Below are 14,151 nucleotides of genomic sequence, written 5' to 3'. Positions count from 1 at the left end.
GGGAGTGAATTGCGCTCGCGGCAAGACTTTTTTAGTTGGCCAAGCTGATGATCACGATCAGCAGAGGCGCGGCGAGAATTACCCCCAAGATCACCCAGCCTATGGGATGTGCAAAATTAATCGTGTAGCCGAGGCCGATCCGTTTCGGTACAAGAAGGGCCGGATCTTCCTTGCTGTAATAAAACAGACCGCCGGCTTTCCACTTGTTGTCTTCCAAAAAAGCAGGATCGTTCGGCCCTTCCCAACCTTGTTTCGATAAATAAATCATGAACAGGATCAAGAAGAGGATGACGGCCGCCGGAAAAATGATCGAAATAGCGATAACCGTTTCGTGATTCCAATTATAGAGGATGGATCCTTGGATCAGCGAGAACAAGGCCACAACCATTAAACTTAACGCCCACAGGAAGACAGCATTCTGTTTGCGGAACCGGATCTCACGCGCCATCGATTTTTCCGGCTGGGCAGGATCGAGAACTTGCTTGGCATGGCGGACGGTGGCATGAATAAGAAGGAAAAGGACGATCATTCCGAGCTGTATGAAATTAAACTGGAAAACGGATCCGGTCGACTTCTCCGACCATCCGTCAGCTTCCCATCGGCCATTGTAGTGGGTGACAAGCGTCTCAGGTATCCGGTCCCACATGACGATGGCCCCTATCACACTGACGGCTACTATGAGGAGATGCACGGCATACCATGCGCTGTTGAATGATTTTGACCTTTCGTGGAACTGCAGGTTCACGACTCGCTTTCCGGCCTGGGCCGGTGATTCCCAGCCGCGATCCTTCTTCAGCTGAAGCGCCGCCTTACGAAACCTTACGTATGCGATCACCACAGTCAGGATCTGAATGGCAAACAACACCGGCATGAGAACTTCGTCGGATCCTCCGGATGCAACGACGACCCGGGCCGCGGCCGCATCCCCGAGCACAGCCGCGAAGAATACCGAAAGGGCAAACCGCCTCCTCATGCCCGTTACGAGCGGATCACTGCGATCTGATTCCGGTACGTAAACCCCGAACAATACGGCTTTCGCCGCAATGTACGGATGAAGCGCCAAAGCCAGAATCACCACAAGATTGATGACACCTAACATGAACCAGCTTATCATGAGCCATCGCCTCCACTGAAGTTGATCGTACTGCGGTAGGTCTCCGTGCACTTCCGGACGAAATCCTCTTCATTCATCCCGCGAATAGCGGCCTCTGCCGCCAACGACTTGACCTGCCGGCCCATTCTGCGAAGGAATTCGTCGGTGATGGGCGGCATGCCGCCGCTCCGCACGATGACTCCCTGCTTCCGGTGAATGTCAAGAAAACCTTCCTGTTTCAAAGTCTGATAGGCCTTATTGACTGTGTGCAAATTGATACCGAGATCGGCTCCCAGACTGCGAACCGACGGCAAAGGATCACCGGGCTTCAGCTGGCCGGACGCAATGCCTTCAATCAATTGATCCGCAAGCTGCGTATAGAGAGGAATCTCAGACTGCATGTCGATCTCGATGAACACATCAATCCCTCCATTGTGTCATCTGTTATATATAAAGTATAACAGAAAAATAACAAAAGAAAACCTCCCGCAGAAGGTCTACAGGAGGGATTTCGTCATTTATTTAAGCAAGCACCTTGGACAAAAATTCTTTGGTTCGTTCATTCCTAGGGTTGCCGAACACTTCTTCCGGCGTCCCTTGCTCAAGCAATACGCCTTGATCGAGGAATATGATCCTGTCGCCCACCTCGCGGGCAAAACCCATTTCGTGGGTCACGACGATCATCGTCATGCCTTCCTTGGCCAGCGTCTTCATGACGGCGAGAACCTCGCCCACCATCTCGGGGTCCAGAGCGGACGTCGGTTCGTCGAACAGCATGATTTTCGGCTCCATCGCGAGCGCGCGCGCAATGGCCACACGCTGGGATTGGCCGCCCGAGAGCGACGCGGGGTAAGCGTCCGCCTTCGTTTCCAAGCCGACCTTGCGCAGCAGTTCCATCCCTTTGGCGCGTGCTTGCTCGGGAGTCCAGCCCCGGACGCGAATGGGTGCCAGCGTGATGTTATCGATAACCTTCATGTGCGGAAACAGGTTGAATTGCTGGAATACCATCCCCATCTCCATTCTGAGCTTGGGGATATTGGTATCTTTAGCCAGCAAAGGTGTTTCTTCTATCCAAATTTCGCCCTTTTCCGCCGTCTCCAAAGCGTTGAGGCAGCGGAGCAAGGTCGATTTGCCGGAACCGGAAGCACCGATCAGCACCACCACTTCTTTAGGCATCACTTCGAGATCGATATCGCGGAGCACGGTGTTGGAACCGAACGATTTGGACAGTTGCTTGACTCGAATCATCGGGTTCATTGCGTCACCGTCTTCCTTTCTATATAAATCAATAGCTTATTCAGACTGTACGTCAGAATGAAATAAATAAGCGCTGCAGTCAAATAAGGCTCCCACACTTTATAAGCGGCCGCGCCCATTGATCTTGCCCAGTACATCAGCTCGGGCGCGGCGATCACCGATACGATCGAGGAGTCTTTCACCAAGACGATAAATTCATTGCCGAACGCGGGAATCATTCGTTTAACGGCCTGCGGCAAAATGACGAAACGCATCGCTTGAAAATGCGTCATACCGAGCGAATAAGAGGCTTCCCGCTGGCCTTTGTCGATCGATTGAATGCCCGCACGGTAAATCTCTGCACAATAAGCAGCCGAATTGAGGGTTAAAGCTAAAATGGCGGCAATATAAACGTTGGAGGATCCATACAACGCGGGGACTACGCCAAAGTGAATAATCAGCACTTGAACGAGCAAAGGGGTGCCGCGAAAAAAGTTTACATACGCGTCCGTTGGCCATCGTACATAAACCGTCCGGGCCATTCTGCCGAGGGCTATCACGAGTCCAAGCATCGCTCCAAGCAAAATACCGGCAACGGATATTCCAATGGTGATCAGCGTTCCTTTCAAAAACAGGTCCGACCACTCATAAATAAGCTCAAAATTCATCTCGTTCTTCCTTCCTGCCGTTTATTGCGACAAAAAACATGCGTAATGGCCGCCACTACGCATGTTTACGCGAAACGGTTATGCTTTTGCGTTCAATACGTTCTGTACGTTCGGTTCTTCGCCCATCCACTTTTTGTAGATCTCCACATACTTGCCGTTCTCCAGCACTTTCTTGATGGCCGGATCCAGCTTCGCCTTCAGCTCGCTGCCCTTCGGCAGCAGAATGCCGTAAAACTCCGAAGAGAAGTGCTCGGGGTCGAGCGTGCCTTCATAGTTTTTGTTCGGGTTTTGCTTCAGGTACTCGCGCACGATCGCGATGTCGGCAACAACCGCGTCCACGCCGCCTTTGTCCATATCCATGAAAGCCAGCGTGTTGTTGTCGAACCGCTTGAGGTTGCCGTTGTTTTTGCCCATCAGCTCGCTCATGATGATATCTGCCGTCGTTCCGGTTTGAACGGCGACTTTCTTGTCCTTGATGTCGAGTGCGGATTTAACGCCGCTGTCCTTCTTGGACATGATCATGTTCGTGGATTCAAAGTAAGGAATCGAATAATCGTAATCCTTTTTTCGATCTTCCGTGATCGACACAGAGGATATGCCCCCGTCATATTCCTTGCCATCTTTCACACTGATGAGCATCGGATCCCATCCGGTGTTCGTCAGCGTGTAATCGAGTTCGGCTTCCTTCATGACGGCATCGAGGAAATCGGCGTCGAAGCCGACAATTTTGTCCTTGTCCATCATTTCCATCGGCGAGTACGCCGCATCGGTTGCAAACTTGTAAACTTTGCCGCCGGCACCCGCGTCTTTCTTGCCGCAGGCGGCGATTGCCAGGACTAGCAGAACGGCTAGTCCGAGAAGACCCCATCTTTTCATATATTGCCCTCCCATGAGCTTATCAGATGGATTAAATTCTAACAGGAAACATTCATGTTGGCAATAAAATTAACCGCTTACATTGCAATAAACACGCTGGTAATGTATAATTATGCATCCCATATAATACCGCATATTCAATACGTTCAAGTAACTTCCCTTTTAAAAACGGATGTGCTATAATCTAATTCGTTGACCGGAAACGGCAACCTCGAGACGTGGCTCAGCTTGGTAGAGCGCTTGGTTCGGGACCAAGAGGTCGCAGGTTCGAATCCTGTCGTCTCGACCATACATAATCAGGAATTGCGGCTGTCGAGCCGCAATTTTTTTGCTTTTTAAGCGGAAATTTACCCTCTCATTGCATCGACCCAGGCCTGTTGAATGAGGTCTGCCAATTCGCCGGTGCCAGCCTCCGGTACTGTCCTTACTTTGACATGACGCATCCGCCGTCCAGTGCCTTCTAACAGACCTTTCGGGTCGGAAACATTGGCTCCGAAGTAAAACCCTAACCTCAAGCCGTAGCAACCGATCGCAACATGTACATGATTTCCCTAATGGCGGTCGGACAGCTCTCCATTAGCGCTCCACCGTTCTTCTTCAGTGGCAGATCCTCGAACCCCGTCCATCACATAACCTCCTATAAAAAAAGCTCCCGCATTTGCAGCGGGAGCGGTAAGCATATGAACGGAATTAGAGGCCGGAACCGCCGAACGCGGTATCCATCTCTTGCTGGAATTCATCCATGGACACGGAATCTTTCGGTCCGTCCGGATACTCCAATTTCACGTCTTTATTGATGTCTTTCATTTCAGATACGACTTTGATTGCTGCCGTACCGGTTTGTCCTGCTACATCGAAGTCGGCTTTCGCACGAATATCGGTATACGCCGGATAATCCTTCTTGTCGATGCCGATGTTCGAGACCACTTCAAGGGATTTTACGGTCTTCTTGAATTCTTCCATCGACTTGCTCAAATCCTCGCCTTTGGCAGTTTCGAGCTGCTTCTTGGCTGCATCCAAGTCTTCAGGCTTCAGCTGCAGCAATTTGCGGTATTCTTCGTTTTTGGAGAACAGATCGATCACTTCAGGTGCAATCTTCTCAATGACCATTTTTAAGAAGGGCTCGACTTGATCTTTGGTCAGCTTAAATTGGATGACCTGTTTCACGTCTGCATCTTGCGGAAGTCCTGCATCCTTTGCTTTCACGTCGGACAAGTACTGCTTCTCGTCTACATGCTTAAAGACGATGCCCAACATATCGTTTGCCATTTGCTGCGATTTGCCGGGATCCAAGTTGGGGAGCGGTTGGCCAGATTCTTCCGCCAGCTTCTTCAGGTCCACCTCAACAAACTTGTCTTTCAGCTTTTCCGGAACCGGGAAAAACGGGGTATTCGGTATTTTGAACCACATTTTATCTTTCGTCATCACAAGCGGCACGTTCACATTGATGGACATGTCGCCTTTGAGCGCTACATTCAACTTCATTTCCACTTGCATCGGATCGGCTCTATATGCGCCCGTCCAGGAAATATCGGCGGATTTCAGCATACTCATGATCATGCCGGTCGCGGCAGGATCCTCGCCTTCTGCCGTCGGGATCTTCAAGTCCTCCACTTTCATGCTTCCTTGGAAGCTGTAGGACTTCATCTCGGCGGACTTCGTCATCGAGGATTGCAGCGCCTCTTTCGGCGATTTGTTGCTGTTACAACCAGCAAGCAACAGTGCCGCCGTAAGCATCAAGCTGATCGTCGACAACCAAACTTTGGATTTAACCAAGAGTGTATGACTCCCCTCATAATGAAAGATATTACGATAAACAACGTTCATTGTATCTTACTTTTGAGGGGACATAAAGCCTTTTTAGGTTAATTTAATGTTATAATTTCATACCAATTTTTTCCTTACATCAGTGAATATCTTTCTTCTTAAACCGTCCGCCCTTCACATCGTGAATATTGCCGACAGCCAAAAAAGCCCCGGGATCCAGCTCGTTGACGATCGACTTCAGCTTGGCTTCCTCCAGCCGGGTAATGACGCAGAAAATGACGGTTTTATCATCCCCGCTGTAACCGCCCTCGCCTTTCAGATAAGTAACTCCTCTGCCCAGCCGGGCGACGATCGTGCTGCCGACTTCCTTGGAATTGTCGCTGATGATCCAGACCGACTTGGATTCGTCGAATCCCTCGATAATCAGATCGATCGCTTTAAACGCTATGTAGTAAGCAATGAGGGAATATAGCGCACGATTTAGAGAATAGACAAAGCCGGCGCTTCCGAGAATGAAGAAGTTGATGAACATAACGGTTTCGCCTACGGAAAAAGGGGTTTTCTTGTTCACCAGAATCGCCACAATTTCCGTTCCGTCGAGCGAGCCTCCCGCCCGGATGACGATCCCGGTTCCTACGCCCAGTAAAATACCGCCGAATACGGCAGCGAGGAAGGTTTCGTTCGTAAACGGCTTCCAGGAATGAAGTACGGACGTGGTGATGGACAAAACGGTGACGCCTAAAAGGGTGGACAACGCGAACGTTTTGCCGATCGTTTTGTATCCGATGATGAGGAACGGAAGGTTTAACAAGAATAAGAAAACGCCGATCGGGATTCTGGACAGATAGGAGGACATGATGGAAATACCGGTAATGCCTCCGTCTACAATGGAATTGTTAATCAGGAACGTTTCCAGTGCGAAACCAACCAACACGGCGCCTACAATGATGAATACGATTCGCATCGTGATTTCAAGCGGTGTCATCCTGTGATGGCGTATGACCGCTTGGGGCAACTCTATGTCACTCGATCTGGCCGGGCTTGTCATGCGACAGCCTCCTTTCGCGTGTTTCTGTTCATTATACCAAGCAAGCAATCGCCGTGTCGCCCCACGGCAAGAAAAAACCCGGCTTTTCGCCGGGCATCTGTCAGCCTTCTCCGTTGTTGTGACGGGAATGATTGCGATTTTTCACTTTTTTGGACCCGGACAGCGGCTCGGGCGCGTTATTATCGTCCCTGTCGCGCGCGCGGCTGACGCCTGGCCTGCCTACGGATACGGCTCGCGGTTTCATCGGCTGAAGATCCCCTCCAAGCTCCAATTAAGATTTGGGATGCTGTTGGTCCACCGGATCGTCGTGGTTGACGGCATTCTCATGACGGCGGTCCTTCTTCTGCTGGTTGAGTTGATTGGCGTGGAGCGAATTTACCGGCGTTTGAGCCAGCTGCTGCACTTCGTTGCTCAAGTTTTTATCGGCCATTCCGTTGGCGTCGGCCATGGGTCACTCGCCTCCTTTACGCGTGCGTTACATCTTGCAGAGCTTGGGCGCACTCGTGCAGATGGCGGCGGTAATCATGGATCAAGGCCTGCATCACATCCTGGCCTTCATCCACGGTCTGCCCGTCTCTCTCCGCATCCGTCAGAGAAATATCGATCTCCCGGCTGTCGGCATAACGCACGGCGAAATCAAACTCCAACATCTGCCGCCCGGCCGTGCGAATATGAACGCGGAGCGCTTTCGGATCGGCTTCGTCGGGCCAAACTTCCGCACGGTCTCCGCCATGAAGCCGCTCAGGAAGAACTTTCCTCCAAGCTTGCACCAATTCATCCTGTGGGACGCTTAACTGATCATTCGACATGGTAAGTGCACCTCCGCCCTGTTAGGTTGGCCCGCCCAGGACGGTTTATGCAAAGGGGCGGTCGAACATAAAAAAGACACATCGAACCGCTCTGAAGCGATACAATGCGTCGGACTTCTAGTATGTAATGGCGGAGAGGGTGGGATTCGAACCCACGTGGGCTTGCACCCTAACGGTTTTCAAGACCGCCCCGTTGTGACCGCTTCGGTACCTCTCCAAGTATAGGGGCAGCGGTATCCAGCCTGTATAGGCAGGCACTGCCCCGTAATCATAACATATGCGGGCAACCCGCATCAACCCTTGGGTGCGATTACCTCTAATCCACCCATATACGGCCGAAGAACCTCGGGAATCACGACTGTGCCGTCCGCTTGTTGATAATTTTCCAACAGGGCGGCTACGGTTCGGCCTACGGCTAATCCGGAGCCGTTCAGCGTATGCACGAATTCCGGCTTCGCGCCGTTCTCGGGGCGATACCGGATCCCGGCGCGTCGTGCTTGAAAATCTTCGAAGTTGGTGCAGGAGGAAATTTCCCGGTACGTTCCGGCGCTCGGAATCCACACTTCGAGATCGTACGTTTTCGCCGAAGCGAAGCCCATGTCGCCGGTACAAAGCGCCAGTACACGATAAGGCAATCCGAGCAATTGGAGCACCCGTTCGGCGTGCCCGGTCAATTGCTCCAGCACTTCGTATGAAGATTCAGGCGCAACCAACTGTACGAGCTCAATTTTGTTAAATTGGTGCTGTCGAATCAGTCCCCGGGTATCCCGGCCGGCCGCGCCGGCTTCCGAACGGAAACATCCGCTGAAGGCCACGAACCGTTCCGGCAAATCGCCGGCGGACAATATTTCTTCACGATGGAAGTTGGTCACCGGCACTTCCGCGGTGGGGATCAAGAAATAGTCCGTACCTTCGAGCTTGAAAAGATCCTCGGCAAACTTGGGCAGCTGCCCCGTGCCCACCAAGCTGTCGCGATTCACGATATACGGCGGCAAAATCTCCTCATACCCGTGCTGATCCGCATGAAGATCCATCATGAAATTGATCAAGGCCCGCTCAAGCCGAGCGCCAAGCCCTTTGAGGAACACAAAACGCGAACCGGTCACCTTGCCGGCCGCTTCGAAATCGAGAATGCCAAGTTCGGCTCCCAAGTCCCAATGAGGCTTCGGTTCGAACTCGAACTTCCGGGGAGTGCCTTCCCGGCGCAGCTCGATATTGTCCGACTCCGAAGCGCCGACGGGCACCGATTCATGCGGAACGTTCGGAACCGAAAGCAACATAACGTCCATTTCCGCTTCCAAAATCCTGACCTCATCGTCCAAAACTTTGATTCGGTCGTTCACTTCACGCATCTCGGCGATCAGTTCGTCCGCATTGCCGCCGCTCTTTTTGAGCTTGGCCACTTCCTGCGATACGATGTTACGTCGGTTTTTGAGCTGGTCGCTTTCGGTCAGCTTCTCACGTCTGGCCGCATCATACGATGGAAATTTCTCGATCAATTCCAGCGAAGCTCCGCGGTTCTGAAGCGCGCGGGCCACACGGTCATAGTCGGTTCGCAGCAGTTTGACATCCAACACGTCGGGCTCCCCCTTATTGAGCTTGCCGGGCCATGTCCATAAACAGCCCGTGCAAACGGTAATCGTCGGTCAATTCCGGATGAAAAGACGAAGCAAGCAGGTTTCCTTGCTTGGCGGCCACAATCTCGCCTTTGTAAGTGGAGAGTACTTCTACGTTTCCGCCTACTTCCTTAATCAGGGGAGCACGGATGAATACGGCCCGAAGAGGAGTTTCGATACCCGCCACATCCAGGTCCGTCTCGAAGCTCTCACGCTGACGTCCAAACGCGTTACGGGCAACGGTCATATTCATCAGGCCAAGGTGAGGCTCTTCCCCGCCGTCCAGCCGTTCCGCCAGTACGATCAAGCCTGCACAAGTACCGAACAGCGGTTTTCCGGCTTTGGCAAACTGCTGAATGGCTTCAACAAAACCGTACTTGCGCATCAACTTGCCGATTGTTGTGCTCTCCCCGCCGGGAATGATGAGCCCGTCGATGGTATCCAGCTGTTCGGGCTGCTTTACCGCAACACCTTGTCCGCCCGCCAACCCGATACTGCGGATATGTTCGGCAACCGCTCCTTGCAGCGCCAGCACTCCGATGTTCATAACCGATCTTCCCTCCGACTTCAAGTGAAACCAATCGGGGCGGCCCCCCGTCAAGCGCGCTGAACGCTGCCGGAAAGCCGCCCGATGGCATGAATTTGCGATTCGGCAGGCGCTGCGGCTTAGATTCCGCGCTCCTGCATGCGCTGGGACGCTTCCAGCTTGGATATCTCGATACCTTTCATCGGGGTTCCCAAGTTTTTGGAAACGCGCGCGATGAGGCTGTAATCGTCATAGTGCGTGGTCGCTTCCACGATGGCACGGGCGAATTTCTCCGGGTTGTCGGATTTGAAAATCCCGGAACCCACGAACACGCCGTCCGCGCCAAGATGCATCATGAGCGCCGCGTCGGCTGGAGTGGCCACGCCGCCGGCAGCGAAGTTCACGACCGGCAAACGCCCGGTTTCGTGCACGCCAAGCAGCAGCTCGTAAGGTACGCCCAGGGTTTTAGCTTCATGGAAAAGTTCGTCCTTGGACAAATTTTGCACCTTGCGAATTTGACCCATAATCAGCCGCATATGGCGAACGGCTTCGACGATGTTGCCGGTTCCCGGCTCGCCTTTCGTGCGAAGCATCGATGCGCCTTCCTGAATGCGGCGAAGCGCTTCGCCCAAATCCTTGGCGCCGCATACGAACGGTACCGTAAACTCGGATTTGCTGATATGGAAAACTTCATCCGCCGGTGTCAGCACTTCACTTTCGTCGATGTAATCGACGCCGAGCGCTTCCAGCACTTTCGCTTCCACGTAGTGTCCGATCCGCGCCTTGGCCATAACGGGGATGCTGACTACCGCCATGACTTCTTCCACGATTGTGGGATCCGCCATACGTGCTACTCCGCCGGCAGCGCGGATATCGGCCGGCACGCGCTCAAGCGCCATAACGGCGGTCGCGCCTGCGGCCTCTGCGATTTTGGCTTGTTCGGCGTTCATGACGTCCATAATGACGCCGCCTTTTTGCATTTCCGCCATACCGCGTTTGACTCTCGAAGTTCCCGTTTCCATAGTTCTATGCCTCCCGAAGATACTAACCATAAATTTTACAACAAGGGATGGAAATAGGCAATCTTACGGGTCGGAATTAAAACAGGTTGACGACTCCGTTGAACAGCCCGGAGAAGAAGCCGCCGATCGCTCGGAACATCAGTCTCCACCAGCTTCCCTTTTTCACGTCCTCGGCAGCCAGCAAATCCACGGTCAACGTCTTCGCTTCACCTGTGGAGGGGTCATTATACTTAAAGGTTGCCGTTCCGACCTTATCGCCTTGTTTAATCGGTGCCATAAGCGGCTCTTGATTGCTCTTCACTGTCGTTTCGGTGATCTCGATTGTTGTTCCCTTAGGAGCAAGAATGGACACATCCGACGCGGTAATAACCGGAACGCTCGTTTGTTTCCCTTTTTTCACTTTCAGCGTCTCATGATCTTTGACCGCTGCTTTGCCCTCAACAATGGTCTGCTTGCCGAAATTGTTAAAGCCGTAATCGAACAGCTTCGCGGTTTCCAAGAACCGTTTGCCGTCGCGGAGCCCTCCCGGTACCCCCATCACGACCGCGATGAGACGTGTGCCGTTACGAAGGGAGGTTCCGGTAAAGCAGTTGCCCGCGTTGCTCGTGTGTCCGGTCTTCAAGCCGTCGACACCCGGATAGGCAAACTTACGGAAATTCGGCACGTTTTTGTTGGACTCGAGCATCCAGTTCCAGTTCGGCGTCTCCGTAGTGTCTCGTTCCCGGAATTTCAGGCTCGGAATTTTTGCCACGTCCAAAAACTCAGGCATCTCTTTCAAAATGTGATAAGCCAAAATGGCGGAATCTTTCGCCGACATCCTGGTTTCTCCGTCAATCGATTTCGGCCGGTAATCCGCCGGCATATCAGCACGATCGAGGCCGGTGGCATTGATGAAATGCGAATTATTCATGCCCAGTTTCTTTGCGGTCTCGTTCATAAGCTGCGCGAACGCTTCTTCCGATCCGGCAATGAACTCCGCCAGCTGCACCGAGGCGTCATTCGCGGATGCAACGGCCATCGCTACGTAAAGTTCCTTCACTGTATGTTTGTCGCCGACCGCGAGAAAAACACGGCTGCCGATTTGTTTGGCCGCATTTTCTTTCACGGTTACGACTTCATCCCATTTTATTTTTCCGTCTTGGACGGCCTTTTCAACCAAATATTCCGTCATCATTTTCGCCATGCTCGCCGGCGCATAAGGGGTCTCCGCATCTTTTTGATAGAGGATTTGGCCCGACTCCGCATCCATCAAAATACCGGCTTTACCCTGAAGATTAATAGTATCGACGGCAGGCGCGGCTTCTGCGGCTCCGACTCCGGCGAGCAGCGTGGAGTACAGCAACCCCAGCACAAGCATCATGGCCAGAAACCGTTTCGATAGATTAGGCAAACGACGGAACAACAAATGATGGCGGCTCAACGCGTTCTCTCCCTTTTTACGATAAATTTCGTACTTTATTGTAACATACGAATTCGTCTTAAAATAAAGTCTAACGGAGTAATTTGCGCTTTTATTAAGATGTTTTTATTTCCAAATGAAAAAGCCGCAGGCGCGACGGATCGGGCCTGCGGCTTATCGTGTTGGGGGCTACAGTGAATAGTTCGGTGCTTCCTTGGTAATTTGGACGTCATGTGGATGACTTTCACGAAGGCCAGCGCCTGTAATCCGTACAAACGTGGTTTCATTGTTCAATTCTTCGATCGTCGAGGTTCCGCAGTACCCCATTCCCGAGCGTAACCCGCCGATAAGCTGGTGAATGGTGTCCTTGAGGGGGCCTTTGTAAGCCACACGCCCTTCAATACCCTCAGGCACCAGTTTGCTTTCGTTTTCCTGGAAATATCGGTCCTTACTGCCTTCCTTCATGGCGCCGATGGATCCCATTCCCCGATAGGATTTGTAACGGCGGCCTTGGAAAATTTCCGACTCGCCCGGGCTTTCTTCCGTCCCTGCAAGCAAGCTGCCCAACATGACTGCGTTGGCTCCCGCAGCAATCGCCTTCGTGATATCGCCGGAAAATTTAATTCCACCGTCCGCGATGATCGGAACGTTGTATTCTCTCGCTACAGAAGCGCAGTCGTAAATCGCCGTAATTTGAGGAACGCCGATACCGGCTACGATCCGGGTCGTGCAAATCGAACCTGGGCCGATGCCCACCTTTACGATGGAGGCGCCAGCTTCGATCAAATCGCGGGTAGCTTCACCTGTCGCGACGTTGCCGGCCACGATCGGCAGGTCCGGATAGGTATCACGCAGCTTTCGTACCATCGTCACGATATCCATGTGGTGACCGTGAGCGGAATCTACAACCAGCATATCGATTCCCGCGCTCACAATTGCCTCGGTGCGTTCGAATGTGTCTTTCGAGACGCCAACGGCAGCACCTACAAGCAATCTGCCTTGACTGTCTTTGGCCGCGTTCGGGAACTGGATCGCTTTTTCGATATCCTTGATCGTGATCAAGCCCTTCAGCGTGTTGGTCTCATCCACGAGCGGAAGCTTCTCGATCTTATGTTTTTGCAGCAGCCCTTCAGCTTGTTGGAGGGTCGTGCCCACCGGTGCGGTGACGAGATTGTCGCGTGTCATGACTTCGCTGATCTTAATGGAGTAGTCATGGACAAACCGCAAATCGCGATTGGTGATAATCCCGACCAGCTTGCCTTCTTCGTTGACGATTGGAACGCCGGAGATCCGATACTTGCCCATGAGCTCTTCCGCGTCGTAGACGTGGTGATCCGGTGTCAACGAGAAGGGGTTCGTGATGACGCCGCTTTCCGACCTTTTGACGCGGTCGACCTCTTCCGCTTGCTGCGCGACCGACATGTTTTTGTGAATGACACCGATGCCGCCCTCTCTGGCGATCGCGATTGCCAACGCCGATTCCGTGACCGTGTCCATGCCCGCGCTGATCAACGGAATGTTCAGCTTAATGGTAGGGCTCAGTCTTGTGGAAACGTCGACGTCCCTCGGAAGTGTCGATGATTTCCGGGGAACGAGCAGCACGTCGTCGAATGTGAGACCTTCCTTGGCGAATTTGTTCTGCCACACAGTGTATACCCTCCTAACCGGCCGCTTGCCGGGATTGTCTGCCGATGATTAAAGGCAATATTAGCAGAGGCGTCTGGGGGCTGTCAAGGACATGCGGAAGGTGGAAACTGCGCCTGTGCTGCTTTGTAGAAAGGAACCTCAACGCTTAGTTTGCGCAAATAAAAAACATCCCACGTGATGAATTCACGCGGGATGCCTATGTTTAAAAATTGCGCCTTGAAAACCGGATGCGAAACGAAACAGTTGCTGATATAAACATCATCGATACCTGTGTGCTTATTAGGATAAGCCCTCGACCGATTAGTACTCGTCAGCTGCACGCGTTGCCGCGCTTCCACCCCGAGCCTATCAACCTGGTGTTCTTCCAGGGGTCTTACTAAATTGGGAAATCTCATCTTGAGGCGGGCTTCGCGCTTAGATGCTTTCAGCGCTTATCCCTCCCGC

Annotated in this window: 15 protein-coding genes, 2 tRNA genes and 1 rRNA gene; 1 reads left to right on the top strand and 17 read right to left on the bottom strand. The window is 52.6% G+C overall.

Going from position 1 to position 14,151, the window contains the following annotated elements:
• Positions 1 to 31: 31 nt before the first annotated feature.
• The 5 genes from E5161_RS19025 to E5161_RS19005 all read right to left on the bottom strand — a co-directional run bounded on the left by E5161_RS19025 (position 32) and on the right by E5161_RS19005 (position 3,873).
• On the bottom strand, positions 32 to 1,114 hold the full coding sequence (locus E5161_RS19025; protein ID WP_136779470.1) for a DUF1648 domain-containing protein: 1,083 nt from the start codon (positions 1,112 to 1,114) through the stop codon (positions 32 to 34).
• Complete coding sequence (locus E5161_RS19020; RefSeq protein WP_136779469.1) at positions 1,111 to 1,512, bottom strand: GntR family transcriptional regulator; 402 nt, start codon at positions 1,510 to 1,512, stop codon at positions 1,111 to 1,113. The genes E5161_RS19025 and E5161_RS19020 overlap by 4 nt, the downstream gene beginning before the upstream one ends.
• Positions 1,513 to 1,615: 103 nt before the next feature.
• Positions 1,616 to 2,341, bottom strand: coding sequence for an amino acid ABC transporter ATP-binding protein (locus E5161_RS19015; RefSeq protein ID WP_136779537.1), 726 nt, complete (start codon positions 2,339 to 2,341; stop codon positions 1,616 to 1,618).
• A 5-nt stretch (positions 2,342 to 2,346) separates the two neighbouring features.
• Positions 2,347 to 2,997 (bottom strand): amino acid ABC transporter permease, encoded by a 651-nt coding sequence (locus E5161_RS19010; protein WP_136779468.1) that lies wholly within the window; start codon positions 2,995 to 2,997, stop codon positions 2,347 to 2,349.
• Positions 2,998 to 3,075: 78 nt separating this feature from the next.
• Positions 3,076 to 3,873 (bottom strand): transporter substrate-binding domain-containing protein, encoded by a 798-nt coding sequence (locus E5161_RS19005; RefSeq protein ID WP_136779467.1) that lies wholly within the window; start codon positions 3,871 to 3,873, stop codon positions 3,076 to 3,078.
• Between the two features lie 212 nt (positions 3,874 to 4,085).
• On the opposite strand from E5161_RS19005, the gene E5161_RS19000 reads away from it, so the two are divergent.
• Positions 4,086 to 4,162: transfer RNA gene (locus E5161_RS19000), tRNA-Pro, on the top strand.
• Between the two features lie 401 nt (positions 4,163 to 4,563).
• Here the strand turns inward: E5161_RS19000 and E5161_RS18990 are convergent.
• The 12 genes from E5161_RS18990 to E5161_RS18940 all read right to left on the bottom strand — a co-directional run.
• The gene (locus E5161_RS18990; protein WP_136779466.1) at positions 4,564 to 5,649 is read right to left on the bottom strand and encodes a hypothetical protein; all 1,086 of its coding nucleotides are present in this window, start codon (positions 5,647 to 5,649) and stop codon (positions 4,564 to 4,566) included.
• A gap of 130 nt (positions 5,650 to 5,779) precedes the next feature.
• A complete protein-coding gene (locus E5161_RS18985) occupies positions 5,780 to 6,688 on the bottom strand; it encodes a YitT family protein (protein WP_136779465.1) in 909 nt (302 codons plus the stop codon).
• A gap of 100 nt (positions 6,689 to 6,788) precedes the next feature.
• Positions 6,789 to 6,932 carry a small acid-soluble spore protein P gene (locus E5161_RS18980; RefSeq protein ID WP_136779464.1) on the bottom strand — a complete coding sequence of 48 codons (144 nt, stop codon included), beginning with the start codon at positions 6,930 to 6,932 and terminating at the stop codon, positions 6,789 to 6,791.
• 27 nt (positions 6,933 to 6,959) lie between these two features.
• Entirely contained in the window at positions 6,960 to 7,136 is a 177-nt protein-coding gene (locus tag E5161_RS20910) for a hypothetical protein (protein ID WP_169306765.1), read from the bottom strand.
• Between the two features lie 16 nt (positions 7,137 to 7,152).
• Positions 7,153 to 7,497 (bottom strand): hypothetical protein, encoded by a 345-nt coding sequence (locus E5161_RS18975; RefSeq protein WP_136779463.1) that lies wholly within the window; start codon positions 7,495 to 7,497, stop codon positions 7,153 to 7,155.
• A gap of 128 nt (positions 7,498 to 7,625) precedes the next feature.
• Positions 7,626 to 7,714: transfer RNA gene (locus E5161_RS18970), tRNA-Ser, on the bottom strand.
• Positions 7,715 to 7,790: 76 nt separating this feature from the next.
• Complete coding sequence (gene serS, locus E5161_RS18965; protein ID WP_136779462.1) at positions 7,791 to 9,074, bottom strand: serine--tRNA ligase; 1,284 nt, start codon at positions 9,072 to 9,074, stop codon at positions 7,791 to 7,793.
• 13 nt (positions 9,075 to 9,087) lie between these two features.
• Positions 9,088 to 9,660, bottom strand: coding sequence for a pyridoxal 5'-phosphate synthase glutaminase subunit PdxT (gene pdxT, locus E5161_RS18960; RefSeq protein WP_136779461.1), 573 nt, complete (start codon positions 9,658 to 9,660; stop codon positions 9,088 to 9,090).
• Between the two features lie 119 nt (positions 9,661 to 9,779).
• On the bottom strand, positions 9,780 to 10,661 hold the full coding sequence (gene pdxS, locus E5161_RS18955; protein ID WP_136779460.1) for a pyridoxal 5'-phosphate synthase lyase subunit PdxS: 882 nt from the start codon (positions 10,659 to 10,661) through the stop codon (positions 9,780 to 9,782).
• A gap of 76 nt (positions 10,662 to 10,737) precedes the next feature.
• A complete protein-coding gene (locus tag E5161_RS18950; protein ID WP_136779536.1) occupies positions 10,738 to 12,021 on the bottom strand; it encodes a D-alanyl-D-alanine carboxypeptidase family protein in 1,284 nt (427 codons plus the stop codon).
• A gap of 228 nt (positions 12,022 to 12,249) precedes the next feature.
• Positions 12,250 to 13,707: an IMP dehydrogenase gene (gene guaB / locus E5161_RS18945; RefSeq protein WP_136779459.1), complete on the bottom strand. Its 1,458-nt coding sequence runs from the start codon at positions 13,705 to 13,707 to the stop codon at positions 12,250 to 12,252.
• A 280-nt stretch (positions 13,708 to 13,987) separates the two neighbouring features.
• Positions 13,988 to 14,151, bottom strand: a 23S ribosomal RNA gene (locus E5161_RS18940); the annotation flags it as partial.

Origin of the sequence: Cohnella pontilimi (assembly GCF_005049045.1) — a bacterium.
In the GTDB taxonomy this organism is placed as follows: Bacteria; Bacillota; Bacilli; order Paenibacillales; family Paenibacillaceae; genus Cohnella; species Cohnella pontilimi.
The sequence above is the reverse complement of the archived record's forward strand: the minus strand, read 5'-3'. Positions and strand labels throughout refer to the sequence as shown.